This is a genomic window from Streptomyces nidicola, from assembly GCF_050106155.1.
Classification (GTDB): domain Bacteria; phylum Actinomycetota; class Actinomycetes; order Streptomycetales; family Streptomycetaceae; genus Streptomyces.
In genome coordinates this window covers 1,090,344-1,115,982 of sequence record NZ_JBNBPI010000001.1, presented here as the reverse complement: position 1 = coordinate 1,115,982, position 25,639 = coordinate 1,090,344, and the positions used below count along the sequence as shown (strand labels likewise).

Annotated in this window: 22 protein-coding genes; 11 read left to right on the top strand and 11 right to left on the bottom strand. The window is 72.0% G+C overall.

All coding sequences use genetic code 11. From position 1 onward, the window contains the following. Positions 1 to 123: 123 nt before the first annotated feature. The 3 genes from ACOKM3_RS05230 (at position 124) to ACOKM3_RS05220 (ending at position 2,725) form a co-directional block, all read left to right on the top strand. Positions 124 to 894 (top strand): class I SAM-dependent methyltransferase, encoded by a 771-nt coding sequence (locus ACOKM3_RS05230; protein WP_426897372.1) that lies wholly within the window; start codon positions 124 to 126, stop codon positions 892 to 894. A gap of 75 nt (positions 895 to 969) precedes the next feature. After that, entirely contained in the window at positions 970 to 1,554 is a 585-nt protein-coding gene (locus tag ACOKM3_RS05225; protein ID WP_426897370.1) for a TetR/AcrR family transcriptional regulator, read from the top strand. Positions 1,555 to 1,696: 142 nt separating this feature from the next. After that, positions 1,697 to 2,725: a zinc-dependent alcohol dehydrogenase family protein gene (locus ACOKM3_RS05220; RefSeq protein ID WP_426897368.1), complete on the top strand. Its 1,029-nt coding sequence runs from the start codon at positions 1,697 to 1,699 to the stop codon at positions 2,723 to 2,725. A 57-nt stretch (positions 2,726 to 2,782) separates the two neighbouring features. Here ACOKM3_RS05220 and ACOKM3_RS05215 read toward each other — a convergent pair whose 3' ends face one another. From ACOKM3_RS05215 to ACOKM3_RS05205, 3 genes are all read right to left on the bottom strand, one after another. Beyond that, complete coding sequence (locus ACOKM3_RS05215) at positions 2,783 to 3,412, bottom strand: hypothetical protein (RefSeq protein WP_426897366.1); 630 nt, start codon at positions 3,410 to 3,412, stop codon at positions 2,783 to 2,785. 151 nt (positions 3,413 to 3,563) lie between these two features. Then, complete coding sequence (locus tag ACOKM3_RS05210; RefSeq protein ID WP_426897364.1) at positions 3,564 to 5,057, bottom strand: carboxylesterase/lipase family protein; 1,494 nt, start codon at positions 5,055 to 5,057, stop codon at positions 3,564 to 3,566. An 89-nt stretch (positions 5,058 to 5,146) separates the two neighbouring features. Continuing rightward, positions 5,147 to 6,061 (bottom strand): MBL fold metallo-hydrolase, encoded by a 915-nt coding sequence (locus ACOKM3_RS05205; protein WP_426897362.1) that lies wholly within the window; start codon positions 6,059 to 6,061, stop codon positions 5,147 to 5,149. A 284-nt stretch (positions 6,062 to 6,345) separates the two neighbouring features. On the opposite strand from ACOKM3_RS05205, the gene ACOKM3_RS05200 reads away from it, so the two are divergent. After that, positions 6,346 to 9,099 (top strand): helix-turn-helix transcriptional regulator, encoded by a 2,754-nt coding sequence (locus ACOKM3_RS05200; RefSeq protein WP_426906708.1) that lies wholly within the window; start codon positions 6,346 to 6,348, stop codon positions 9,097 to 9,099. A gap of 33 nt (positions 9,100 to 9,132) precedes the next feature. On the opposite strand, the gene ACOKM3_RS05195 is transcribed toward ACOKM3_RS05200, so the two are convergent. From ACOKM3_RS05195 to ACOKM3_RS05185, 3 genes are all read right to left on the bottom strand, one after another. Continuing rightward, positions 9,133 to 11,877, bottom strand: coding sequence for a hypothetical protein (locus ACOKM3_RS05195; RefSeq protein WP_426897360.1), 2,745 nt, complete (start codon positions 11,875 to 11,877; stop codon positions 9,133 to 9,135). Positions 11,878 to 11,947: 70 nt separating this feature from the next. Next, positions 11,948 to 13,036, bottom strand: a complete 1,089-nt coding sequence (locus ACOKM3_RS05190; protein WP_426897358.1) for an LLM class flavin-dependent oxidoreductase — start codon at positions 13,034 to 13,036, stop codon at positions 11,948 to 11,950. Positions 13,037 to 13,149: 113 nt separating this feature from the next. Then, complete coding sequence (locus tag ACOKM3_RS05185) at positions 13,150 to 13,944, bottom strand: MBL fold metallo-hydrolase (protein ID WP_426897356.1); 795 nt, start codon at positions 13,942 to 13,944, stop codon at positions 13,150 to 13,152. A gap of 82 nt (positions 13,945 to 14,026) precedes the next feature. Here ACOKM3_RS05185 and ACOKM3_RS05180 point away from each other — a divergent pair, with 82 nt between their 5' ends. Continuing rightward, complete coding sequence (locus tag ACOKM3_RS05180) at positions 14,027 to 14,647, top strand: CGNR zinc finger domain-containing protein (RefSeq protein ID WP_426897354.1); 621 nt, start codon at positions 14,027 to 14,029, stop codon at positions 14,645 to 14,647. A gap of 115 nt (positions 14,648 to 14,762) precedes the next feature. Here the strand turns inward: ACOKM3_RS05180 and ACOKM3_RS05175 are convergent, their stop codons facing one another. Together ACOKM3_RS05175 and ACOKM3_RS05170 are read right to left on the bottom strand one after the other, a co-directional pair. After that, positions 14,763 to 15,341 (bottom strand): TetR/AcrR family transcriptional regulator, encoded by a 579-nt coding sequence (locus ACOKM3_RS05175; RefSeq protein ID WP_426897352.1) that lies wholly within the window; start codon positions 15,339 to 15,341, stop codon positions 14,763 to 14,765. A gap of 84 nt (positions 15,342 to 15,425) precedes the next feature. After that, positions 15,426 to 17,204: a hypothetical protein gene (locus tag ACOKM3_RS05170; protein ID WP_426897350.1), complete on the bottom strand. Its 1,779-nt coding sequence runs from the start codon at positions 17,202 to 17,204 to the stop codon at positions 15,426 to 15,428. A gap of 259 nt (positions 17,205 to 17,463) precedes the next feature. On the opposite strand from ACOKM3_RS05170, the gene ACOKM3_RS05165 reads away from it, so the two are divergent. From ACOKM3_RS05165 to ACOKM3_RS05155, 3 genes are all read left to right on the top strand, one after another. After that, positions 17,464 to 18,060, top strand: coding sequence for a TetR/AcrR family transcriptional regulator (locus ACOKM3_RS05165; RefSeq protein ID WP_426897349.1), 597 nt, complete (start codon positions 17,464 to 17,466; stop codon positions 18,058 to 18,060). 213 nt (positions 18,061 to 18,273) lie between these two features. Next, positions 18,274 to 19,008, top strand: a complete 735-nt coding sequence (locus ACOKM3_RS05160) for an NADPH-dependent F420 reductase (protein WP_426897347.1) — start codon at positions 18,274 to 18,276, stop codon at positions 19,006 to 19,008. 34 nt (positions 19,009 to 19,042) lie between these two features. Continuing rightward, a complete protein-coding gene (locus ACOKM3_RS05155; RefSeq protein ID WP_426897345.1) occupies positions 19,043 to 19,753 on the top strand; it encodes a nitroreductase in 711 nt (236 codons plus the stop codon). A gap of 17 nt (positions 19,754 to 19,770) precedes the next feature. On the opposite strand, the gene ACOKM3_RS05150 is transcribed toward ACOKM3_RS05155, so the two are convergent. Next, positions 19,771 to 21,345, bottom strand: coding sequence for an MFS transporter (locus ACOKM3_RS05150; RefSeq protein WP_426897343.1), 1,575 nt, complete (start codon positions 21,343 to 21,345; stop codon positions 19,771 to 19,773). A gap of 166 nt (positions 21,346 to 21,511) precedes the next feature. Here ACOKM3_RS05150 and ACOKM3_RS05145 point away from each other — a divergent pair, with 166 nt between their 5' ends. Beyond that, a complete protein-coding gene (locus ACOKM3_RS05145; RefSeq protein WP_426897341.1) occupies positions 21,512 to 22,531 on the top strand; it encodes an Lrp/AsnC family transcriptional regulator in 1,020 nt (339 codons plus the stop codon). A 76-nt stretch (positions 22,532 to 22,607) separates the two neighbouring features. Here the strand turns inward: ACOKM3_RS05145 and ACOKM3_RS05140 are convergent, their stop codons facing one another. Further along, entirely contained in the window at positions 22,608 to 23,594 is a 987-nt protein-coding gene (locus ACOKM3_RS05140) for an aldo/keto reductase (RefSeq protein ID WP_426897339.1), read from the bottom strand. A 170-nt stretch (positions 23,595 to 23,764) separates the two neighbouring features. Continuing rightward, positions 23,765 to 24,457, bottom strand: coding sequence for a type III effector protein (locus ACOKM3_RS05135; RefSeq protein WP_426897337.1), 693 nt, complete (start codon positions 24,455 to 24,457; stop codon positions 23,765 to 23,767). A gap of 129 nt (positions 24,458 to 24,586) precedes the next feature. Here ACOKM3_RS05135 and ACOKM3_RS05130 point away from each other — a divergent pair, with 129 nt between their 5' ends. Both ACOKM3_RS05130 and ACOKM3_RS05125 read left to right on the top strand, forming a co-directional pair. Then, complete coding sequence (locus ACOKM3_RS05130) at positions 24,587 to 25,021, top strand: Hsp20/alpha crystallin family protein (RefSeq protein ID WP_426897335.1); 435 nt, start codon at positions 24,587 to 24,589, stop codon at positions 25,019 to 25,021. A gap of 142 nt (positions 25,022 to 25,163) precedes the next feature. Beyond that, entirely contained in the window at positions 25,164 to 25,631 is a 468-nt protein-coding gene (locus ACOKM3_RS05125; RefSeq protein ID WP_426897333.1) for a DUF2267 domain-containing protein, read from the top strand. Positions 25,632 to 25,639 lie beyond the last annotated feature (8 nt).

The window sequence follows — 25,639 nt, the reverse complement described above, 5'->3', positions numbered from 1 at the left end:
GCCAAGCATCTGCAAGCCCTCTATGGAAATCTGCCTCGCAGATGCAAGATGGATGATGTTGTTCGGGTGGCGAATACCGCAGTCCCGGCCGGTTCGATCCCGCGAAGCGAGGTCCCCATGGTCATGCACACATACGACGGCGGCGCCGGTGACGTCGACCATGCCCCCGCCGGCTCCGGCCGCGCCTCCCACCGCCGACCCGACGCACGCATCGCCCACACCATCGCCGCGGCGCTCGGCGACGCGCGGGACATCCTCAACGTCGGCGCGGGCACCGGCTCCTACGAGACGGCCGCGCACACCGTCACCGCGGTCGAGCCCTCCCCGGCCCTGCGCGTCCGGCGTCCGGCCGAACTCGCCACCGCCATCGACGCCGTCGCCGAGGACCTCCCCTTCGCCGACGGCCGGTTCGACGCCTCCATGGCCCTCTTCAGCGTCCACGAGTGGTCCGACCCCGCGGCGGGACTGCGCGAGATGCGGCGCGTCACCCGTGGCCCCGTCCTCGTCCTCACCTGCGACCCCGCCCGCGTACGCGACTTCTGGCTCTACGAGTACGCCCCCGATGTACTGGACACCGAGGCCCGCCGCTACCCGCGCCTCGGCGAGCTGGCCGACGCGCTCGGCGGCACGGTCGACATCCACCCCGTACCCATCCCGTTGGACTGCACCGACGGCTTCAACGAGGCGTACTACGGCCGCCCCGAACTGCTCCTCGATCCCGCCGCCCGTCAGGCCTGCTCGGCGTGGAGTTTCATCGACGACCGCGCCCGGCAGGACTTCGACACCTCGCTGCGGCACGCCCTGGGCTCCGGAGCCTGGGACGCGGCCTTCGGCCACCTGCGCCATCGGTCGACCTACAGCGGATCGCTCGTGCTTCTGCGCGCCACGTTCTGACCAGAGGACCTGACCAGAGGGCCTGACCAGAGGACCTGTACGGCACCTGAGCGCGGCCCGGAAAGGAGACACCGGATGACGCCGCCCCGTCCCCGCGCGGCGCGATGTGACGCCGAGGGCAACCGTGTCCGCATCATCGAGACCGCGAGCGCGGCCTTCGCCCGCACGCCCGGTGCGAGCCTCCAGTCGATCGCGAAGGCGGCCGGTGTGGGCCAGGGGACGATGTACCGGCACTTCCCGCACCGTGAGGCGTTGCTCCTCGCCGTGTACCGGGGCGACATCGAGACACTTGCCGAAGCCGCCCCGCGCCTGCTCGACGCACACGAACCGCTGGACGCACTGCGCCTGTGGCTCGGCCGGCTCGCCGCGTACAGCCGCGGCGAACACGGGCCGGCCGTGGCCGTCGAGGCCGCCACCCGGGCGGACCTGGGAGGCCACAGCTACCCGCTGATCGCCTCGGCGTTGAACCGGATACTCGCCGCCTGCAAGGACGCCGAACTCGTACGGCCCGACGTCCATGCCGACGAGGTGCTTCTGCTCGTGTCCTTCCTGTGGAAAGCCGGCAGCGGGCCCGACCGGCACGAGCGCACCGAACGCATGCTGGCCGTCGTCACCGACGGGCTGCGTGTCACGGCGGGCGGCCGGGAGCGCTCCGGCTGACCCGTCGGGGCGGCCGGGATGCCGCCCGCACCCGTCGCGTACGGTCGGTGCGGTCGGCACACCGGACCCGGGTCCGGGGCGCCGACCGGCGTCGTCAGGGCGGGTGGTCGGAAACGGCCGCCGGGAGAGCGGAGTTCGCGGGATGCGCGCAGTGGTGTTCGAGGAGTTCGGCAAGGACGCGGCGGTACGGCAGGTCGCCGACCCCACGCCGCCCCGGGACGGCGTCGTGGTGCGGGTCGGGGCGACGGGGCTGTGCCGCAGCGACTGGCACGCCTGGCAGGGCCACGACCCGGACGTCCGCCTCCCGCACATCCCCGGCCACGAACTGGCCGGCACCGTCGAGGCGGTCGGCGCCGACGTCACCGAATGGCGGACCGGCGACCGCGTCACCGTCCCGTTCATCTGCGCCTGCGGGCGCTGCGCCTCCTGCGTCCGCGGCGACCACCAGGTGTGCGAGCGCCAGGAGCAGCCCGGCTTCACCCACGCCGGATCGTTCGCCGAGTACGTGGCGCTGCACCACGCCGACGTGAACCTGGTCGCCGTCCCCGAGGGCATGACCGACGCCACCGCCGCGAGTCTGGGCTGCCGCTTCGCCACCGCCTTCCGTGCCGTGGCCGACCAGGGGCGCGCGGCCGCGGGGCAGTGGGTGGCGGTGCACGGCTGCGGAGGGGTGGGCCTGTCCGCCGTGATGATCGCGGCGGCGGCCGGGGCCCGGGTGGTGGCGGTGGACGTCTCGCCCGAGGCCCTCGCCATGGCCTCCGCCTTCGGCGCCACCGTCTGCGTCAACGCGGCAGGGGTCCCTGACACCGCCGCGGCGGTCCGCGACGCCACCCACGGCGGAGCCCACCTCTCCCTCGACGCACTCGGTTCCCCCACCACCAGCGCCGCCTCCGTCGCGAGCCTGCGCCGCCGCGGACGCCACGTCCAGGTCGGCCTCCTGCCCGGCGGCGCCCACCTCCCGATGGACCGGGTCGTCGCCCTCGAACTCGAACTCCTCGGCAGCCACGGCATGGCGGCGCACGCCTACCCCCGCATGCTGGAGCTGGTCACCGCCGGAACCCTGCGCCCCGACCGCCTCGTCACCGCCACGATCGGTCTGGACGAGACCCCGTCCGCGCTCAGTGCGATGGGCGCGGCGCCCGGCCGAGGGGTCACGATGATCGCGCCCTGATGTCTGACGCCTGACGCCTGATGCCAGATGCCTGGCGCCCGACGCTCTGACGCCCGGTCAGAGCTCGACCTCGAACTCGAGCTCGTCGTAACGGCGCTCCGCGATCTGCTCCCGGCGGCCTGCGATGAGGGTGAGGTAGTTGTCCCCGTCGGACACCGCGCTCTCCGGGATGCGGAGGAACAGCACGTCCCCGCGGTCTTCCACCGGGTTCTGCCAGGCGCGGGAGTGGCCGCCGAGCTGGATGTCCTGTGTCCACCGGGCGTCGAGAATCCTGTCGATCTCCTCGATCAGTCTCTTCACGAGACGCGTCCGCTCGGCGTCCCCTTCGGCGTAGTCCACCGCTTCCGCGACGTGGGACCAGTCGGAGAGGCCGGGCGCGGTGGTGCCCGGTACCGCGTAGAGCGGGAACGGCTCGTGGATTCCCGAGCGCTCCGCCTCCTCGACTTCGGCTTCTGGCGGCAGATGGAGGATGGTGCCCTCCCCCGGGTAGTCGCTGATCTCACCGAAGACCAACAGGCGCCCGTCGGCGGGGAATTCGATGTCGAGCACGCCCGTGGGTATCGCCGCGCAGTCGAGGGTCAGCACGTGCGGCAGACCCTCGGGAGCCTCCATGCCCTGGGGCAGACGCGCGGATCCGGCGGCTCGCCCGACCACCCGGGCGCCCTGCTTCCGCTCCTCCGGCAGCATGTCGTAGGAGCACAGGTGGACGCAGGGGACGCAGAAGGCGGATGAACGCCCAGGTCACCGGCTCGGGTACACCGAGGGCCCAGCCTGCGTCGAGGACTGCCTTGTGCGCGGTCGATTCCATGGGAGCTACGGTGCCATGAGCCACTGACAGTCAGCTCCAGGCCCGACGTTCGCGGCTGTGCGGGTCGTCGGTCTCGGCCCACTCGGCGTCGATCCGCATCGTGGTCCTGCGTTTGTTGTCGTACGCCGCCCAGCCAGGGTTGCCCGTCCTGGCGAAGCGGACCCAGGCCTCGTGGACCCGGTCGGCCAGGTCAGCGGGCGGCTTGCCGGGGCCGAACAGCGCGCCCTGGCCGTGCAGTTGGGGGAGCCCCGCGAGGTCGAAGACGAAGGGCAGCTCCATCGTGTGGGTGGCGCCCAGTTGCCCGTCCAGCGCCTCGGAGCGCCACGCGAACTCGTAGGCGTACGTCGCCGACCCGGGGTGCGCGGCGTGCGCGGAGACGAGGGCCCAACTGCCCGCGCCGAACAGGGCGTCGCCCATGACCGCGGAGCGCAACGCGCCCGGCGAGGCCCCGGGGCGTGCCGCCCGGTACGCCTCGACGAGCTCGGCCGGGTGGGGATGCGAGGCGCTCGCGGCCGCGTCGACGTCGGCGTCGGTCGAGGTGGCGTACGTGCCCACCGGGGCCAGATAAAGGTTGCCCTCTTCGGAGTTGGTGCCGATGAGCAGGTCGACGTCCGCGCCCGTACCGGCGGCGACGGCGTCGGCCGGCTGGGTGTCCAGGACCAGGCTGAACGGGCTGAGTCCGATCAGCGGGTCGCGGTGCGTCCCGGTCCTGAGGTCGAGCCCCGCGAGCGCGGAGGCGGCGTCGACGAGGCGCTCGTCGGGGATCTCCGCGAAGGCGTCGAGGCGGGGCTCGATGCCGAGCGCGTCGGCGGCTGCCCGGGTGACACGCGCGGCCTGCTCGGTCGTGAAGGCCCCCAGGCCGCTGCCGCTCTGGACGATCGCCCGGCGGAACAGGCCCGAGGCATCGGGGGAGGCGAGGGCACCGCCGACGATCGTGGCACCGGCCGACTGGCCGAAGAGTGTCACGTTGCCCGCGTCGCCGCCGAACGCGGCGATGTTCTCGCGCACCCAGCGCAGCGCGGCGACGACGTCGAGCAGACCGCGGTTGGCGGGCGCGCCCGGGATGTCGAGGAAACCGGCAATGCCCAGGCGGTAGTTGAGGGTCACGAGCACCACACCGTCGCGGGCGAAGGCGCTGCCGTCGTACAGCGGAGACCGCGTCGAACCGGCGACGAATCCGCCACCGTGCACGAACACCATCACGGGCAGGTCGTCGCCGCCCGGGATCTCGGGCGTCCACACGTTCACGGTGAGGTAGTCCTCGCCGCGGCTCCAGCCGGTGCCGAAGTAGGGGGACATGTCGATGCTGCCGAGCCTGCGCTCGGACTGGGGCGCGGTCGGCCCGGGCGCGGTGGCGTCGCGCGCGCCCGGCCAGGCCGCGTGCGGACGCGGCGGCCGGAACCGGTCGGCGCCGGAGGGCGCGGCGGCGTACGGGATGTTCAGGAACGCGGTGCAGCCGTTCTGGCGCAGGCCACGCACGGCGCCCTGGGCGGTGGTGACGACGGGGTCGGGGTGGTGGTTCACAGGGGTGGCCTTTCTACGGATGTCGTCGCCGCTCGGAGCGGGTGTCGTCCCCGGGCGGAGCAGGTGTCGGCGCTGTTCCGGGGCGGGTGTCAGCGCTGTGCGGAGTACGGGGTGAACGGTGCCCAGCCCTTGATGTCGAAGGTGTCTCCGTGGCGTGTCACCTCGGCCGCGCCGTGGCCGCCGAAGTGGGCCGGGATCACCAGCGCGTTGTTGTCGGCGGCCCAGCCCAGGACCCTGCGCCGGGTGGCGGCGGCCCCGGCCGGGTCCTCGCAGAAGCAGCTGTTGGCGTCCGGGTGGAGGATCTGCACGGGGTTGTGGAGCATGTCGCCGACGAAGACGGCGCGGTCGGAGCCGGATCCGAGCGTCAGCACGGAGGAGCCGGGGGTGTGCCCGGGGGCGAGGTCCAGGCGCAGGTTGGCGTCGATCCGGTGGCTGTTCTCCCACAGGAGGGTCAGGCCGGCGGCGTGCACGGGGGCGACGCTGTCCGCGAACACGTTCTGGTTGCCGCGGCCGAGCAGCGGCGTGTGTCCGTTCTCGGGGTTCCAGAAGTCGAAGTCGTCCTTCGGCATCAGGTACGTGGCGTTGGGGAAGGTGGGCACCCAAGTGCGGTCGTCCAGGTAGGTGTTCCAGCCGACGTGGTCGACGTGCAGATGCGTGTTGATCACGATGTCGACGTCCTCGGGTTCGACACCGGCGCGGGAGAGGTTGCCGAGGAAGTCGGTCCTGAGGTGGCTCCAGACCGGCGAGTAGGGGCGTTCCTTGTGGTTGCCGACGCCGGTGTCGACGAGGATCGTCTTTCCCTCACTGCGCAGCAGCCAGGTCTGGATCGCGGAGTTCACGATATTGGTACCGGAGTCCAGGAAATGCGGCGTGAGCCAATCCGGGCCATTCTTCCAGGCGTGCTCGGGGCTTTCCGGGAAGAAGGTTTCAGGGGTCATTTCGACGGAGCCGTAATATTCCCGTACGCGGGTGACCGTGACGTCGCCGAGCTTGATCTGGTCCATGAGAATTCCTGGGTTCATCGGTGGCCTGAGGGACTTGACGGAACCGTACGAAGGGCTGCCGGCCCGGCGGTATCCGTCACGTGACTGCAGTTGGGCGCGGGTGGGTGGGCGCAGGCGGGGCCGGGGCCGACCTGGGCGCTTGTAATCTGGGCGCGGCAGCGTGAGCGGAAGGCTCCCGTGAAATCCCCGCAATTCCTGGAGGCTCCGTGGATGACCGCGTAAGGGGAGATCGCACAAAGGGATCCGGTCCGGCCGACGGGCCCGCGGCGCGGGAGAAGGATCCGATCATCGGCCGCAAAGCGGAGCTCGAACGGCTCTTTCGCATGGTGAATGGCGCGTCGGCGGCCGAGCGGGTCCTCGTGCTGCGAGGCGACGCGGGCATGGGAAAGAGCGCGCTCCTCGATTCCGCGATGCGTTGGGCCAGGGCGAGCGGAGTCCGCGTGCTGCGTGCCGAGGGCAGCGAGTCGGAGGCGAACCTCGCGTACTCCGGTCTGCATCAGCTGCTGCGGCCGGTCGCGGCAGCCGTGGACCGGCTGCCCGAGCGGCAGCGCACGGCACTGGCCGACGCCCTCGGCACGGGCCCCGCTGCCGAGGGAGCGCCCGACCTCATGCTCATCGGCATCGCCCTCTTGGGCCTCCTGTCGGAGTCGGCCGACCCGCAGCCACTACTGCTGGTCCTCGACGACGCTCAGTGGCTCGACCGGGCCTCCCTGGACGCCCTGGCCTTCGCCGTCAAGCGCCTGGACGCCGAACCGGTCACCCTGCTCATCGGAGTACGCACCGGCGATCCGCTTCCCACGCTCGGCCGGCACTGGCCGACCCTCACCCTCGCCCCGCTCGACGCCGCCGCGGCGGGGCGTCTCCTCGACCAGCAGCCGCAGAGTCCCACCGGACGTGTCCGGGACCAGGTCGTCGAGCAGGCGGCCGGCAACCCCCTGGCCCTCGTCGAACTGGCCCGCGCCGCCGCCACTTCACCCGGCGGCAGCCCCACCGGACCGCTGCCTCTCACCGGCGAACTGGAGTGGATCTTCGCCACCCGCCTGGCCGAACTCCCCGCCTTCGCCGCGCAGTTGCTGCTCCTCTTGGCAGTCATGGACACGGCCGACGCGGCGGTGCTCGCAACGACTCTCGCGGCGGCCGGGCTGCCCGGAGCCGAGGACACCGCGTGGCGGCCCGCGGAGGAGGCCGGGCTGGTCCGCCGCACCGGCAGGACCGTCCGCTTCGCCCACCCCCTCGTGCGGTCCGCCGTCTACCACGCCGCTTCCCGCGACGCCCGGCGCGCCGCACACCTCGCACTGGCCGACGCGCTCGGCGACGACGCACCGGACCGCCGCGCCTGGCACCGTGCCGCCGCGGCTCCCGGCCCGGACGCCGGTGTCGTGGCAGCGCTGGAGCAGACCGCGGACCGGGCCCGCCGACGCGGTGGCCACGCGGCCGCGGCGCAGGCACTGCAACGCGCCGCCGACCTCGCTCCGGACCGCGCCGATCGCGCCCGTCTGCTCGTCGAGGCCGCCGCCGCGGCAGTGTTCACCGGCGACATCACCTGGGTCGACGAGCTGGCCACCGCGGCGCGTGAACGCACCGACGACGCAACGCTGTTGGCCACCGCCGCCGTGCACTCCGGACGCCTCGCGGCACTGACCACCGCCCACACCGTGGTGTTCTCTCGTCTGTCCCGCGCCGCACGGCAGTGGGCGGCCACGGACCCCGACGCGGCCCTCGACCTGATCGCCGGCGCGGCGGTCGTCCGCTTCTACTCCGGAGAGGACACCCAACGGCAGGAGATCGGGAGCGTATTGGCGCAGCTTCCGCAGGACGAGCCGAGCGCCTGGCTGCGCGCCTGGGTGCGTGCGGTGTCCGACCCGGCCGACGGCAGGGACGAACTCCTCGCTCTGCTCCCGCAGTTGCTCTCCGACGCGGAGCGCACACGCGTACCCGAGCGGCTCACCACCCTCGCGATCATGGCCTGGCTCCTGGACGAGACCTCGCTCGCCGTCAGCGCCTTCGACACGGCCTTCGACCGCTGGCAGGCGTACGGGCCGCTGCCGCAGGGTCTCGGTGGCGCCGCCGCATGGGCGTATGTGGAGTACGGGCGGTGGGAGCAGGCGCGCGAGGCCTGCGCGCAGATCACCGCGAGTGCCTCGGCGCTCGGCCTCGACCATGCCGTGGCGTGCGCGACGGCGGTGGATGCCTGCGTCCTGGCGTTCCAGGGCGAAGCGGCCCGAGCGCGTTCCCGGGCCGCGGAGGCGCTCGCCCTGATCGATCCGCTGGAGAGCCGATCGGTCGCCGTGTACGTCCGCCGCGCCCTCGGCGCCGCTGCCGGAGCGGAAGGCGCGTACGAGACCGCGTACGACCAACTCCGCCTGACCTTCACGGCGGAGGGGGACCCCGTGCACTACCACGCGTCCTGGCCCGCCCTCGCGGAGCTGGCCGCCGCCGCGGTCCGCTCGGGGCGCCGCGACGAGGCGTCCTCGATCGTGGAGCGCGCCGCCCGCCGACTCGGTGACGGCGCGTCACCCCGGCGGAGAGCACTGATCAGCCGGGCCCGCGCGCTGCTCGCGGACCCGGAGGACGCCGAACCGCACTTCCGGGCGGCGCTCGCCGACCCGGCGCTCGAACGCCGGCCCTTCGAACACGCCCAGACCCTCCTCGACCACGCCGAATGGCTGCGCCGCCGCCGACGCATCACTGAGGCACGGCCGCTGCTCACCACGGCCCTCGAGACCTTCCAGCGCCTCGGAGCCCGGCCGTGGGAGGAGCGCGCCCGGGCGGAGTCGCGCGCCGCGGGCCTCGACGTCGCCGCCTCCACCACCCCCGACGCGCTGGCCGAACTCTCGCCCCAGCAGCGGCAGATCATCGGGCTCGCCGCCCGCGGCCTCACCAACAGGGAGATCGGCGAGAGGCTCTTCCTCTCGCCGCGCACGGTCGGCTCGCATCTCTACCGCAGCTTCCCCAAACTGGGCATCACCGCCCGCTCACAGCTGCGCGACCTCATCGAGGGCACGCCGCTCGTGGCGACCGCGGGCAGCCAGGACTGACCGGGCGGACTCCATGGTGGCCTCGCCCACGGCTCAGCGGCGCCCGCCGCCACCAGTCGTCCCGCCGTCCCCGCCCCCGTCTCCGGGGCGCACACACCCGGAGCAGTCCCCGGTCGTGTGCCGCAGGTAGCGATGCTGGTTCGCCAGGTCGACCACCCTGGTCATCGACGGCTCCTCGGTGGGGAAACCCACGCCGAACCGCTGGTAGAAGGCGAGCAGACTGCCGTCGGCGCGCTCCACGGCGGCGCGGGCCCGGTCGTACGCCGCCGAGGACAGACGACGGAGGTCGATGCGCACGAGCCGCTCGCCGTCGGGCGGAGGGGGCGGTTCGGACCGTTCGCCGTCGGGCGGAGGCGGTGGCGCGGGCCGGTCGATCCGCTCGCCCCACCGGTAGAAGATCCGCTTCATCGGCCCGTCCTCCACCAGCCCGCCGAGGTACTCCTTGAGGATCTGCACGACCTCGTTGTCACCCAGGTCGGGGACGTCGAAGGTGCGGGTGAGGGCCAGGGACGCGAGTTCGGCGAAACGGTCGGTCCGCTGTTCGCGCTCCGCGGCGCGCTGCTGGTTCTCGTCGAGCTGGGCGAGCTCTTCGTCGAGACCGTCGGTCTCCGGCGGCACGGCAGGTTGCGGTGCGGCCGGATCGGCGACGCCGAGCGAGGCTGCCTGGTAGCGGCCGACCTGACGCGCGAGCTGGCGGGCCTCCGGGCTCACGGGCTCCCCGGGCGGCGTGGGCGCCGCGCGGTACACGGCCAGCACCACGGATCGTAGGCGCGCCGCTGAGCGGGGGTGGGCCGTCACCTGCTGATGGATCTCCCGGTACGCGGCCTCGGCGCCCGCCGCGTCCAGGCGGCGCTGCGTCTCCAGTGCGTACCTCTTGCCCACCGGCCGCTTCCACGTCCCCTCGGAGACCGGGGCGAGTACGACGGCGAACAGCAGCACGACCATGAGGCCGAGACCGAGCCCGCTGAGGACGCGCCGCCCGAAGTTGACCGCGGCGCCCAGCGGCAGCCGCGATTCGCGGAAACGGGCCGGACGCAACCGCTCCCGCAAGCGCGCGACGCGCTCCGGCCACCGCAACACCGCGTAACTGCCGCAGGCGAGCACGGTGTACGCCATGAGCCAGTACTGCCACGGCACCTCGGTCAGCCCTTGCAGCGCCCCCAACACACCCCGCACAGCGGCGACTTGGGCCGGGGTGAACGCCAGCACATTGCCCAGCCACACCACGAACACGGCCAGAACCAGGCCGAGTTGCAGGGACACCACGACGTCGGCCGCTGCCTGCACCGTCGGCCGCGGCGAGTCCTGCAACCGGCGCCAGCCGCGCCGGCAGAGCCAGATCGCGATCGGGAAGAACAGTCCGGCGGCCGGCAGCACGGTCAGTATGTCGCCGTCGACCAGCTGCTGGACGGCCAGGAACACGAACGCCACACCGGGAAGATCCGGGAGACGCCTCACGAGGGCGCGTTCGGACCGCTCGCACCGCTTGATGGCGAGCACCAGCGCCCAGCTGCCGAAGAAGACCAGCACGAGCAGCGGGACAAGCCGGGCCGGGAACGACCAGAACAGGGTGGCCAGCAGCGCGACCGGCGCGACGAAGGCGACCAGCGCGAGGACGAGGGCGGCGACGTACCGGCGGTGCCGGAACCAGCGGATCAGCGGTTCGACGACGAACTCGCCCACGGTTCGCGGCAGGATCGCGACGAACGCCGCGAGCCCCAGCCCGAATACGGCCCCGAAGAACCCGCCGAAGACCGCCGCGAGGACGGTCAGCAGGACGGGGCCGACCCCGTCCACCCCCTGCCGGGAACCGAGCCGCCAGGCTGCCCATGCACCCAGGCCGAAGGTGACGTACCAGCTCAACTGATCCGCTACGTCGCTGGGCTCCTCGGCGTCACCGGTCGGTGCGGGTGCGGGTGCGGGTGCGGGTGTGGCTGAGGGCGCCGGTGGCCGGTCGGTGCGTTGACGGTGGGCGATGGCGAGGAGGACATCGAGGTGGGGGACCTGGTACTGCGGAATCACGTAGTGGGTCGGGAAGTCGGGACCGCGAGAGGACACCTCCAGCACACCTTCGTCCGAGACGGTGATCGACACGACGTCCTGCCAGGTCGTGAAGTCGTCCCGCCCGCGCCTGCGCCGTACGGCCAGCCCGTCCCGGCTCACCAGGAGCACCCCGAAGGGAACTTCGGCACCGTCCAGGACCGCCGCGGTGGTCGGCGCCAGGACCGCGTTCCCGATGGCCTGCTGGATCGCCGGGCCCCACTCCTCCTCGTCCGGGAGCTGGAGGCCCTTGATCAACGTGCGGGTGCGCAGGCCCCGGATACGGGTCGCGTTCAGAAGAGGTCCGCGCCCGGCCGCCCCGAGTGTGATGACCGTCCCCTCGGGGTTGGTGAGCTTGTAGCGCCGCCTGCCGTCCGTGAAGAGCATCGTCGACGACCAGGGGTAGACGGCCTCCCGCCCGTTGGAGGCGACGGCCATCACCCCGCGCTCGTACAGACGCAGCTCTGCCCGCGCGTGCCGCCAGTGCCACAGTCCTCGGACGGCGACCGGCCCCAACAGGGCCAGCACGCCCAGGACTTGGGCCGCGGTGGCATCGTCCCAGCTGAAGAACGCGCCGACGAGAATCGCCAGGAGGAAGGTCAGGGCAGAGAACGGGATGAGCCGCAGCAGGAGAAGCAGATACGTCAACGGCCCTCGGCGCTGCGGCCGGTAGGTGTGGCGATGGCTCCCCAGGACGGGGTGCTCCGCCTCGGCCTCCGCACTCCTGAGCTCATCCACCCCGGAGAGTGTTCCGTACAACAGGCCGTCCGGGAAACCTGGTTGGGGATCAGGCGAACGACCGGCCCGGCTACGCGGCGGGCTTGTCCGGCATGTCGTAGGCGTCGGCGATGAGTTCGGTGGAGCGCAGCCGGGCCTGGATGGAGTGGCCGACGCTGCCGATCATGAGTTCGTCGGCGCCGGAGTCGCGCTGGATCTGGTTGAGGTGGGTGGTGACCTGGTCGGGGGTGCCGTGCGGGACGTGGGTCAGCCAGCTGTCGACGGCCTGGCGTTCTTTGGCGTCGTAGGTATAGGCGTCGACTTCCTCGGGGGAGGGCAGCAGGTAGGACTTGCGCTGGAACATGCGGAGCATGGCGTGGGCGAGGGTGCCGGCCTGGCGGCGGGCCTCGCGGGCGTCCTCGGATGCGGCGACGGTGAAGCTGACGAGCGTGTACGGCGCGGACAGTGTCTTGGACGGGGTGAAGTGCTCGCGGTACAGGCGCAGGGCGGCCGCCACGTCGCGGGGGTTGAAGTGGGCGGCGAAGGCGAAGGGCAGGCCGAGGCGGGCGGCGAGTTGGGCCGAGTAGCCGGAGGAGCCGAGCAGCCACACCGGTAGGTGGCCGGCGGTCGGGGTGAGGCCGTTGTGGCGGTCCTGGGCGGGGCCGGGGACGGCGTAGACGCGGTCGGCGTAGGGGTGTTCGGTGGGGAAGTCGTCGCCGAGGAAGTGCAGGAGTTCGGCGACCTGTTGGGGGAAGTTCTCGGCTCCGCTCGCGCCGCGGCGCAGGGCGGCGGCCGTGGCCTGGTCGGTGCCGGGGGCGCGGCCGAGGCCGAGGTCGATGCGGCCGGGGGCGAGGGCGTCGAGCATGCCGAACTGCTCGGCGACGACCAGCGGCGGATGGTTGGGCAGCATGATCCCGCCCGCGCCTAGGCGGAGCCTGCTGGTCTCCGCGGTGAGGCGGGCGAGCAGGACGGGCGGGCTGGAGGTGGAGACGCCGGGCATGGTGTGGTGTTCGTTCATCCAGTAGCGGGTGAAGCCGCGCCGGTCGGCGAGCCGGGCGAGTTCGATGCTGCCGGCCAGCGCTTCGGCGGCAGGCTGGCCGGTGCCGGTCATGGCGGAGTCCAGTACGGACAGGGGTGCGGGGGCGGAGCCGTGGCGGGTGCCGCGGATCGGGTCGGTCATGGTGGTGCGGTCCTTCGTTGTCGATGGGTGCGGGGCCGCGCCGGGCGCCGGCCGGTAGTCGCGGCAGGTCTCTGTCGGCCGGCGCCCGGCGTGCGCGCCCTGCATGTGTGAGGTCAGCCGCGGACGCCGAAGTCGACGCGGTCGGCGAGACCGGCGGCGGCGAAGGCGGCGGCGAGGTGGTCGCGGCCCTCGGTGAAGTGGGCCCAGCTGTCGTAGTGGACGGGGACCACGCGGCCGGCGTCGAGGATCTTCGCGGCCTCCGCGGCCTGGGCGCTGTCGAGGACGATCAGTGCGCCGTCGAAGACGTCGGTGAAGCGGGGTGCTCCGGCGAACAGGAGGGCCGTGTCGATGGGGGCGAAGCGCGCGGCGATCTCCTTGACCGCGTCGAGGGAGGCGTTGTCGCCGCTGACGTAGACGGTGGGCAGGCCCTCGCCGGTCAGGACGAACCCGACGACCTCGCCGCAGATCGGCTCGACCTCCTCGCGCTTGCCGGGGCCGTGGATGGCGGGCACGCCGGTCACGGTGATCGTGCCGGGCCCGCCGTCGCGGCGCTCGAGCTCGACGGACTGCCAGTCGGCGAGGCCGGTGGCCGCGTCGCCGAGGCGCTCCCCGCCGCCGGGGGTGGTGAGCGTCAGTGGGACGTCGGCGAGCAGGGCGCGGCCGGAGACGTCGAGGTTGTCGGCGTGCTCGTCGTGCGAGAGCAGGACCACGTCGATTCGGCCGAGGTCGGACGGGCTGCCGTCGGCCGCCGCGGTCTTGGTCAGCACCACGGCCGGTGCCTGCTGGTCGCCGGGTCCGTCGAAGGTCGGATCGGTGAGAAAGCGCAGGCCGCCGTACTCGAAGAGGGCGGTCGGGCCGCCGAAGACGCGGACGGGGAACGGTGCGGTCGGCAGGGTCGGGGAAGACACGAAAGAATTTCCTCACGGATGGATTGCTTGTTAACCGTGATGGGACTGTACGTATGTCTCACGGATGAAGGCAAGCCGTACCATGAGGGGCATGGAAGAGTTCGTGAGCGAAGAGGACGCCCTGCCAGACGCCCTGCCGCCGGCGCCGGGCGAGGCGGAGCACGCCGCCCTGGCCCTGGCCAACAGCGCTGTCGCACTGCCCGGCGGGCACACGGCCGACCTCCTGGGCACCCCGGCACGGGCCGAGCAGTGGCTGATGCGGCGCGACCTCGCCCCGGCGGATACCGGCATGGCCGAGACGTGTGCGACGCAGCTTCGCTCGCTGCGTGAGCAGATCAGGTCTCTCCTGGCATCGCGCGTCGCCGGACACCCCGCGCTGCCCGCGGCCGTGGCGGCGATCAATGACGCGATGACCCGTGTCCCCACCGCGTCCCTGCTGGGGTGGGACGAGAAGACCGGGCCCTATCGCGCCGCGCCCCACCCCACTACCGCGATCGTCGAGCACGCCCTCGCGGTCATCGCGGCCGACGCCGCCGATCTGCTCACGTCCCCCGACGCGGACCGCCTGGCCGCCTGCGCCTCCCCGCCCTGCAACCGCTTCGTGCTCAAGCACGGCCGCCGGCAGTGGTGCTCCACCCGCTGCGGCGACCGCGCCCGCGCCGCCCGTGCGTACGCCCGCCGCAGCCACGCGCCGACGGAGTAGGCCCGCGCACCGCTGAGCGCGACGCGGTCGGGCACGGTCTTCAAGGCCGCGCTCGCATGGCGGGACGCGCGGTACGACGCTGTCGGCCGCCCCCGGGCGGGGCGGCCGGGGCTTATCAGTCCCGGTCGTCGATGGTGCGGGCCGCCGCGACCACCGCGTCCGTGAGGGACACGGCGTAGGCGTCGGTGAGCCGGTCGAAGTCGAAGAGCAGGGCGTACCACATCGGCCCGTAGAGGAGGTCGATGAGCGTGTCGTCGTCGCGGCAGGTGATCTCGCCGCGTTCGCGTGCCCGGGCGAGGACGCCGCGGAAGGTCTCCCGGCGCGGGTTGATGACCGAGTCGAGCGCCTTGCGTGCGAAGTCCGGTCCCTGTGCCGCCTCCGCGGCGACGGCCTGGCTGAACGCGCTGTTGTTGGACCGGTGGAAGGTGAACGCCGCGCGCACCAGGAGCAGCAGGTCCTCGCGCAGGCTCCCGGTGTCGGGCTCGGGAAGGGCCTGCTGGGTGAACGAGTCCAGCGCGGCCAGCAGCAGCTCTCCCTTTGAGGCGTATCGCCGGTAGAGGGCCTGCTTGGAGGCCCCGCTGCGTGCCGCCACGCCTTCCATCGTCAGCCGCTTGTAGCCCAGTTCGGTGACGATGTCGAGGGCCGCCTTGTGGATCGCCGCGTCGAGCGCGGGATTGCGTGGTCTTCCGTGCACGGTGATCAGCCTACTTGGGGCCCGCACCGTTGCGTATGGGAACCGGATGCGCCCCACCGTGGGTGCGGCGCATCCGGATTCGGGTCATTGCGCGGTGCGGCATGCGCACGTCGGCTCGGCGGCGGCGTCGCAGCCCGGTGCGTGGCGGGGGACGGGCGTTCCCTCCCCTCGCCCTTGCTCGCAGCAGCCGGATGCGTCCTCGCCGAAGGCGCTCAGGCGGCAGAAGCAGGAGGCGGCGACGGGGATGTCGGCGGTGGCGACGGCGATGTCGCGGGCGAGCGCGATGTGTTCGGCCTCGGAGTGCCGGCCCAGCCGGGCGAGGCATTCGTGCAGACCGTGCAGGCTCCATACGTTGTTGGGGCGCGTGCGGCGGCGCGCGAGGGTGCGGTCCAGGTGGAGGTCGGCCCGGTACACCGCGGCTGCCTCTTCGGTGCGGTCCTGCTCCATCAGCAGTGCGCCGTAGGCGTGGCGCACGGGCTGGAGCCAGGCCGGCGGGTCGGTGTAGGGGAGCGCGTCCTCCAGCTCGATGGCACGGTGCAGGGAGGCGAAGGCGCGCTCGAACTCGCCCTTGCGGTACTTGAGTTCACCGTCGAGCATCGCCGCGGCGACCCCGAGCACCTCGACCTCTCTGGCCGGTACGGCGTTGAGCCGGGACTCGGGAACGGTGGCGCGGGCGGCGGCGAAGGCCTCGCGGGAGGCATCGGCCTCGGCGATGTTGCCGAGCGCGGAGTGGGCGATGCCGCGCGCGTAGTGGATCATCGCGGTCGTGGAGCAGAACAGGCCCTGGTCCCGGGGCAGTTCGAGGTCGAGGATCTCTTCCCAGCGGCCGAAGCGGATCAGTGCGTGGGGGAGCGTGGTGCGGTACGCCTCGACCAGGTCGGCCATCGGCGGGCTGGTGACCTGGAGCAGTTCGGGCGTGATGAGTTCGTCCAGGCGGCGGGCGGCCGCCAGGGCTTCGCGAGACCTCCCGGACATCATGGCGCCGTAGGCCAGGACGCAGAGGTTGTGCGCACGGTAGGCCCAGATCCAGCCCGTGGGGCTCTCCCGTGCGAAGTACTTGTCGTCCGCCGCGGCCGCCGCGGTGTTGGAGTCCACCACGCGGCGCCAGTCCCCGCACGCGGCATCGATGTGCGTGGACATGTGTGCCAGGTGCGATCCGTCGGGTGCCAGGTTGCGCAGCCGGTCGGCGGCAGGCAGGGCGAGCTCGGGGGACGGTGACATCTCCATGAGGTGGATGTAGAGGTGGTTGAGCACCGGGTGGCGGCCGCCGCCCGGCAGGGTGAAGGCGCGCTCGATCACCTCGCGGGCCTCGACGGTGCCGTATCCGACCGGTTCGCCGCTGTCCAGGTCCCACAGGGCGCGCGGGCTCACGCACATCAGCGCGTCGGCGAACAGGGCCGCCGCGTCCAGGTCTTCGTCGTGTGCCCGGTAGACCTCGCGCATGGCCTCGGCGTACGCAAGGTCGAGCTCGGCGAAGCCCTCCGCGTCCTGGGGGAGTCCGTCTGCGGGGAACCGGGCCGTCAGTGCCTCGACGAGGGCCCGCTCGACCGGCGTGCACCCGTCGCCGGTGGCGCGGGCGCGCTCAAGTGCGGCGTGCGCCCGGGTGACGGACGCCTCCAGGTCGGCGGCGTCGAACAGGCGCCACGCCTTGTTGTAGTTGGGGCCCTGCGCGAAAGCGACACCCCAGTGCGCCATCGCGCAGTCGGGGTCGTGGCCCGCGGCCCGTTCGAAGCAGCGCGCCGACTCGTCGAAGTTGAAGCAGTACGCCCACAACAGGCCGCGGTCGAACCACAGTTGGGCATCCGTCGATGAGGTTGTCACCTGCCGGCGGTACTCGCCGAGGTCGTAGTAGGTGTCGGGCACGGTGTCGGCTCCGATCGCTTGCTTGGGCGTGGCTGTCTACGGGGCCGCCGCCGCTTGCGGGACGACCTGGTGCGCATCGTATAACCAATACGGGCCGTACCGTATTGGAAATGCGGTCTACGTCGAGGATCCGCCGGCCCCTCCCGCCTCGGCTTGACCGGATGCTGCCTCCGTTTTACTCTCGAATGAGAGCGGAGGCAGTATCCGTTTTTTGGTGTAGTGGAACCAGTGAGACCGTCGGCAGGGATCGGGAGAGCGTATGAGCACCAGTGGACAACAGGCGCGCAAACCACGCGCCGATGTCCAGCGCAACCGCGCTGCCCTCCTGGAAGCGGCGCAGCGGCACTTCTTGCGGCACGGCGTCGGCACGTCCCTGGAGGCCGTGGCCAAGGAGGCGGGCGTGGGGCCCGCCACCTTGTACCGGCACTTCCCCACCCGGGAAGCGCTGCTGGCCGCCGTGCTGCAAACGCGCTCCGAAGAGCTGGTGAACCGCCGGGCGGACATCGCGAAGCTCGGTGACCCCGTCGAGGCGCTGGAGCAGTGGCTGCGGGCGCTGGAGGAGTACTTCAGCGCCTTCAGCGGGCTGCCGGAGCCGCTCATGGCCGCGGCCCGCGCGCACGAGCCCGACAATCCGCTCACGCTTCCCTGCGACACCCTCATCTCGGCCACCGACGAGTACCTTCGCAACGCCCAACTCGCCGGGCGGGTGCGGGAGTCGGTGCAGGGATACGACCTGTTCCTCGCGGCCGTCTCGGTCGCCTGGATCCAGGGCACCGGCACCACCGACGAAGCGTCGCTGGACCGGCTGCGTGCGCTCATCGCCAGCGGCTACCGCGAGCGGGACGACCAGGCGTAAGCCTCCGACACACTCTTCCGGAATCCTTCAGGCCTCCTTCTGCTCGGCGGCCCGACGGCACCTTCATGACAACCGACGGCTACGGCCCTGCGGTCATCTCGGCGTGCCCCCGGTCAGAAGCGCCCCAACCTTCGTCGCACCTTCCAAACCTTCCCGCCTTCCCAACTTCGATCCCTCGAGCCCTCGGTCTTCGAATTTTTGAAAGGACAAATCGTGAAAATCGCTGTTATCGGCGCCGGTGCCATCGGTGGAAATCTCGCCCGCAAGCTCAGCACGGCCGGCCATGACGTCCAGGTCGCGGTCGCCCGAGGCCCCGAAGCCGTCGCCGACCACGTGCTGGAGACCGGGGCCCGCGCGGTGGCGCTCGACAGCGCCGTCCAGGACAGGGACGCCATCATCCTGGCCATCCCCTTCGGCAAGGCCCCGGAACTGGCCGAGCTGTTCACGACGGTGCCCGCGGAGACGGTGGTCATCGACGCCTCCAACTACTACCCGCACCTCAGCGGACGGATCGCGGAGGTGGAGGGCGGCGAGATCGAGAGCGTGTGGATCGCCAAGCAGCTGGGGCGGCCCGTGGCCAAGGCGTGGAACGCCGCCCTCGCCGAGACCCAGCGGACCAAGGGCGTCCCGGCCGGAACCCCGGGCCGCATCGCCCTCCCGGTCGCCGCGGACTCCGACGAGGACCGGCGGGTGGCCATGCGCCTCGTGGACGACACCGGCTTCGACCCCTTCGACGCGGGACCGCTGGCCGACTCCTGGCGCCAGCAGCCGATGGGCCCCGCCTACTGCACCGAGTTGACCCTCGACCAGCTGCCGGCGGCGCTGGCCGCGGCCGACCGCGCCAAGGACATCCAGGTGCGCGACAGCGTGATGGAACGCTTCGCCGCCCTGCCGGCCGACCCCACCGTGGACGACGTCGTCGAGATGAACCGCGCCGCCCACCGCTGACGTCCGAACCCAACTCCCCGCGAAGGGAACCACGTTGACCACCGCCACCTCGCTGCCCGCCGCGTACTTCAGTGACCTCGTACGCGCCAGGCACTCCTCCCGGCAGTTCCTGCCCACCCCGCTGCCCGCCGCGGACATCCGCGCCATCCTGGAAGACGCCCAGTCGGCCCCCTCGAACAGCAACACCCAGCCGTGGCACGTCCACATCGTCTCCGGTGCGGCGCGCGACGCCCTGAGCAAGGAGCTCCTCGCGGCGTACGAAGAGGACCGGACCTCCCTCGACTTCACCTCCGGCTACGGCGAAGGCGTCTACCAGGAGCGCTCGCACCAGCACGCGGCCACCGTCTACGGGGCTCGCGGGGTGGCGCGCTCCGACCTCGAAGGCAGGAAGGAGGTCATCCGCGAGAACCTGAGGTTCTACGGAGCACCCCATGTCGCCCTGCTCTTCATGCCGCAGCTCGGCGACGGGGTGCGCACCGCCGGTGACATAGGCATGTACGCACAGAACTTCCTGCTTTCGCTGACAGCACGGGGCTACCACGGCATCCCCCAGGCCGTCCTCGGCGTCTACGCCGACACGGTCCGTCAGTCCCTTGGTGTCACCGAGGACCTCAAGCTGCTGTTCGGCGTCTCCTTCGGCATCGGCGACCGCACCTCACCGATGCATGGCATCGACGTGGGCCGCATCCCGCTGCAGCAGAGCGTGGCCCTGCATGACACCCCCGGCGTCCTTGACGGGCAGTAGGCAACCGCCCGTCAAGGTCATCGGGACGGGGCCGGGGCCGGGGCGGCGGCCGGGGTGCCGTCCCGGGGTGCTGGTTCAGCCGTCCGCTTCGGGGGTCGTACGAGAGCCAGGACGATCAGTCCGCCGAGGGCTGCCGCGCAGGCGGCGAGCAGGAAGACCGTGTCGAGTCCGGTGGCGAAGGCCTGATGCACGAGCTGTTGTGCCTCCGCACTGTGGGCGGCGGGCACGGCCTGCACCAGGTGCTGCGCCTGTCCCGCGGCGAGGGCGGAGGCGGCCCGGTCGGGGTCGGGGACGGCGCCGGACGCGGTGAGTGCGTCGGCCGCACGGCTGGTGAAGACCGCGCCGAGGACGGCGATGGCCAGCGTCATGCCCAATTGCCGGAAGGTGTTGACGGCCCCTCCGGCCATGCCCGCCTGCCGCGGCGGCACGGCGGACGTGGCGGCCGAGACCAGTACCGGGGTGGCAAGACCCACGCCGATCCCGGTGACCACGAGGCCCCAGACGAGCGAGGGGGCCTCCGCGTCGGCCGTCATCCCCGCGCGCAGCAGCAGCATGCCGGCGGCGATGGACAGGAGCCCGAGGCCGATCGGCAGACGTGGGGCGAGCCGCTGGATGTGGCGGCCCGCGCCGGCGGCGACGAGGAACGACGCCCCGGCCAGCGGGGTCAGGGCGAGGCCCGCCGCGACCGGGCCGAGGCCCAGCACGGACTGCAGCCATACGGAGAGCAGCACCAGGCAGCCGAAGGCGCCGCCCTGCAACAGCAGCGCCCCGCTCATCAGGCCCGCGAACGACGGGCGCCGCAGCAGCGCCAGGTCGAGCATCGGGGCGCCTCCGCGCCGTGCCGTGCGGTGCTCGATCAGTACGAACGCGGCCAGGGCCAGGACGCTGACGGTGAAGGTCGCCAGGATCTCGGCCGAGTCCCAGCCCGCCTCAGGACCACGGATCAGCCCGTACGTGAGCGTGGTGGCGGCGACGGTGAAGGACGCCGCGCCGGGGACATCGATACGGGCAGGGGCGCCGGTGCCGGACGCCTTGCCCGACCGGTCGGCGCGCACCACCCGCAGCGTCATGGCGATGGCGACGGCCGCGATGGGCAGATTGACCCAGAAGATCGCCTGCCAGCTGAAGTGCTCGGTGAGCAGTCCGCCGAGCAGCGGTCCCGCGGCGGCGGCCGCGCCGTTGGCGGCGCCCCAGATGCCGAAGGCCGTGCCGCGGTCCCTGCCCTGGTACGAGGAGATCAGCAGGGCGGGGGTCGTCGCGAACATGGCGGCGCCTCCGATGCCCTGCACCACGCGCGCCGCGATCAATACGCCGGCGTCGGGGGCGAGTCCGCAGACCAGCGAGGCCAGGCCGAAGAGACCCAGGCCGTAGACGTAGAACCGCCGGTGCCCGAACCGGTCCGCCAGGGAACCGGATGCCAGGAGCAGGGCGGCGAGGGCCAGGGCGTATCCGTCGATCACCCATTGCAGCGAGGTGAAGGAGGCGTCGAGATCGTCGGCCATGCTCGGCAGGGCGACGTTCACGATGGTCACGTCCACCAGCAGGATGAAGGCGCCGAGGCAGACGGCCACCAAGGGCCACCACTTGCGCATGTCGTTTCTCCATTCGGATCGTGCGTGCTGTCGGAGGGGGAGAACCGGCCGGTGACCGCGTGCAGGTCCCCGACTTCGCCCCTCTCTCCGACCGATCCTGGAACCCCTTCGGTCAATTCAATGAGTCGGAGACGCCACGATGCTCAGATCCGACACAATGGAATCCATGAAGACGTATCTCGACACCTCCGACGATGCCGACCGTGAACTGTCGGTCGAGGAGATGGCGCTCGCGCACGCCCTTCAGATCAACGGGCGGGCTTCGTTCAAGGAGATCGGCGAGGCCCTGGGGGTGTCCGACCAGACCGCGGCGCGCCGCTGGTCACGGCTGCGGTCCGCCGGAAAGCTCAGGGTCCTGGGGCTGACCGACCCGATGCGGCTCGGCGACTCCTCGTGGGTCGTACGCATCCGGTGCACACCTGACGCGGCGGCCTCCATCGGGGAGGCACTGGCGCGGCGCCCGGACACGACGTGGGTCAGCCTCAGCAACGGCGGCACCGAACTCGTCTGCTCGGTGCGCACCCGGGGGCCGGGCCTGCGGGAGCCGCTGCTTCTGCAGAAACTGCCGCGCACACCCCAGGTGATGGACGTATCGGCGCACTGCCTGCTGCACGTCTTCTTCGGCAAGGACCTCAGCTCGATCAACAAGATCGGACCGTTGACACCCGCGCAGGTCGCAGCCCTCACCCCGCCGTCCGTGCCGAAGCGCGCCACGGACGCGGCCCCTGTGATGACACTGGACGACGGCGACCGCCAGCTGCTCGACCTGCTGGCCCGGGACGGCAGAGCGGCGCCGGGGGAGTTGGCCGCCGCGACGGGCCTGTCGCAGTCGACGGTGCGCCGCCGGATCGCCGAGCTCCGGGCGGCCGGAGTCCTCTACTTCGACGTCGAGTACCGCCTGGACGTCCTCCAGCGGAACTTCCGGGCGGCATTGTGGCTGGAGATCGACCCGGCCCGCCTCGCCGAAGCGGGCGAGGCATTGGCCACCCACCCCGAAGTGCCCTTCGCCGCCGCGGTGACGGGCACGGCCAACCTGTACGCCAGCGTGGACGCCACGAGCGCACAGCACTTCTACCGCTACCTGACCGGCCCGGTGGCCACCCTGCCCGGCCTCCGCCACACGACGACGGCCCCTGTCCACCGCACCTTCAAGGGCCCGGGGCCCTACCTCCCGGCTGCGGGGTGAGCCCCTTCGGGCAGCGTCGCCCTGCCCTGGGCGGCGGTGGCGCGCGTCGTCATCCGCGAGGGCTACCGCCACCGCCTCACTTGTTGACGAAGCCCATGTGCGTCGCGTTGTAGCGGTCGCCGTGTACGCCCACCCGGTCCGCCAGGGTGTCGAGGTCGGCGATCTCGTCGGCGGAGAGCGGGACTTGGGTCGCGGCGGCGTTCTCCTCGAGGCGTGTGATGCGGCGGGTGCCGGGGATGGGGGCGATCCAGGGCTGCTTGACCAGGAGCCAGGCCAGGGCGATCTGGCCGGGGGAGGCGTGCTTGGTCTTGGCGAGGGTGGCGATGTGGTCGATCAGGGCCTGGTTGGCGGTGAGGTTGTCCTGGTCGAAGCGCGGGACCCTGGAGCGGATGTCGCCTTCGGTGAACGTGGTCGTGGTGTCGACGGTGCCGGTGAGGAAGCCCTTGCCGAGTGGGCTGAACGGGACGAAGCCGATGCCGAGTTCGGCGAGGGTGGGCAGGACCTCGGGTTCGGGGTCGCGGGTCCACAGGGAGTATTCGCTCTGGACGGCGGTCACGGGGTGGACGGCGTGCGCCCTGCGGATGGTTGCGGCTGCTGCCTCGGAGAGGCCGAAGTGGCGTACCTTGCCTGCTTGTACGAGTTCGGCGACCGTGCCCGCGACGTCCTCGATCGGTACGTCGGGGTCGACGCGGTGCTGGTAGAAGAGGTCGATCGTGTCGGTGCGCAGGCGGCGCAGCGAGGCGTCGGCGACGCGCTTGATCTGCTCGGGGCGGCTGTTGAGCCCGTTCATCGTGCCGTTGTCGATGTTCCAGCCGAACTTGGTGGCGAGGACGATCTGGTCGCGCACCGGGGCGAGGGCCTCGCCGACCAACTCCTCGTTGACGTAGGGGCCGTAGACCTCGGCGGTGTCGAAGAAGGTGATGCCGCGGTCGACGGCGCCGCGGAGCACGCCGATCATGTCCGCGCGGTCGCCGGGGTTGGGCCCGTAGCTCTGGGACATGCCCATGCAGCCCAGACCGATCGCCGAGACCTCGAGACCCTGGCCGAGTGTGCGGGTGTGCATCGTGAGGGCTCCTTGTGGGGGTGACGTTGTGCGCGAGGTACGTCGGGAACCTCCGGACGTCACCTCGCCGAATTCACGTCCTCCAGGCTAGATCGGCAGGCCGGGATGAAGGAGGCCCTGTTGGTACCTGTAACGGCAGTACGGTGCGCGCGCATCCGTCGGCGACACGCTCAAGGCGCCGGCGGCCTCCGGGGCCCTCGGCGCTGGTCGCCGCTGTGCCGGCGGAGGTGGTCGGTGTGGCGGGCGATGTCGTCCACGCGGGCCGCGAGTTCGGGGTGGCCGGATGTCAGATACGTGTGCGTGTCCGTCAGGGGGCCGACCAGGGCGGCCGCGTCGTTGTCGGCGAGGGCGGCGCCGAGCTCGGCGAGCGGAGTGCGGGCGGCGGCGGAGAGGTCGGCGAGTCCGGTGATCTGGCCGGCGAGTTGGCGCAGGTCCGCGGCGTTCGCGCGGGCCCAAGCGGTGACGGTGCGGTCGGCGGCGCGGCGGTCGCGGGTGGCCTGTACCCGCTGCTCACCCGTGGAGCCGGGGTTTCCTGGGCGCACGCGGAGGTAGCGGCGTTCGGCGGCCTGGCGGCTGGAGACGCCGAGGGGGTGGGCGAGGTCGGCCCAGCTGGCGCCGGCGTCCCGGGCCTCTTCGATCAGGCCCGGTTCCCACTCGGCGAGCTGATCGCGCACCTCGCGCAGCAGCAGAAGCGCGGCGAGTGCCTGCTCCGAGCCGGCCTGTCCGGGTTCGGGGTGCCCTCCGTCCCGTGAGGTCCGGGCGGTGCGCAGGGCCTCGTGGATCGCGTTCAGCGCCGAGCCGGCGAGGAAGGAAGTGGGCGTGACACCGCGGGGGCCGGGAGCGGGCTGATCGTCATGGGTCATGGAGCCTCCAACACCGTCATCGCCTCGATGACGTTCTGCTTGTCATCACTTCGATGACATGTTACAACGTGGTCAGGTCACCCGCATTGGCAGGAACGTGCCTGACCCGAACACTGGAGGTGTTTCACGATGTTGATGCGCACCGACCCCTTCCGTGAGCTCGACCGACTCACCCGGCAGGTCCTGGACACGAACGGCACGTGGTCGCGGCCGTCCGTGATGCCGATGGACGCCTACCGTGAGGGCGATGAGTACGTGATCACCCTCGACCTGCCGGGCGTTCCCACGGACGCGATCGACATCGACGTCGAGCGGAACATGCTGACCGTCAAGGCCGAGCGGCGGCCCGTCGCCAAGGCGGAGGACGTGCAGATGGAGCTCTCCGAGCGGCCTCTGGGCGTCTTCTCCCGCCAGGTCGTGCTGGCCGACACCCTCGACACCGAGCACATCAAGGCGGACTACGACGCGGGTGTGCTGACCCTGCGTATCCCGATCGCCGAGCGCGCCAAGCCCCGCAAGATCGCCATCGGCGGCGGCTCCGCGCACAAGGAGATCAGCGGCTGAGTCCCCTCCCGGCCGCGCCGGAGACACCGGAGGCAGGGGGCGGCCCGCTGCGGCCGTCCCCGTCCTCCGCTCGCGTTCCCGCATCAGGTCGAGGAACGCGGCGATGACAGAAAACTGGACAAGGAAGGAACCCGCGCCACCAATGTTCTCCCTGCAAGAGCCGAGCCGGCACGCCGTGGGCACGACGTTCGAGCAGATGCTGGAAAGGGTGCGGTACGAGGGCGCGTACCCCACCCGCGCGCGGGCCGAGGAGGCCGTGCGCGCGGTGCTGGCCGCCCTCGGGCGCCAGGTCACGGGCGATGAGCGCGTGGAGCTCGCGGCCAGGCTGCCGTACGAGGCCGCCGTCATCCTCACATCCGAGATCCCCGCCGCCGAACCGCTGACCGGCTGGGGCTTCGTCAACGATCTGGCATCACGCACCGGCGGCACCGCCGCCACCACCCGCTGGGACGCCGGTACCGTCCTGCGCATCGTGGCCCGGCTCGCCGGCGAGGGCCTTCTCGGCCGCATCCTCGCCCAACTCCCCGCCGGCTACGCCCTGCTGTTCGGCCGCGCCGAGCTCACCCAGACGGCCCGCCGCGCGGAAAGCGGTTCACCCCTGTGCGCGTGACACCGCGG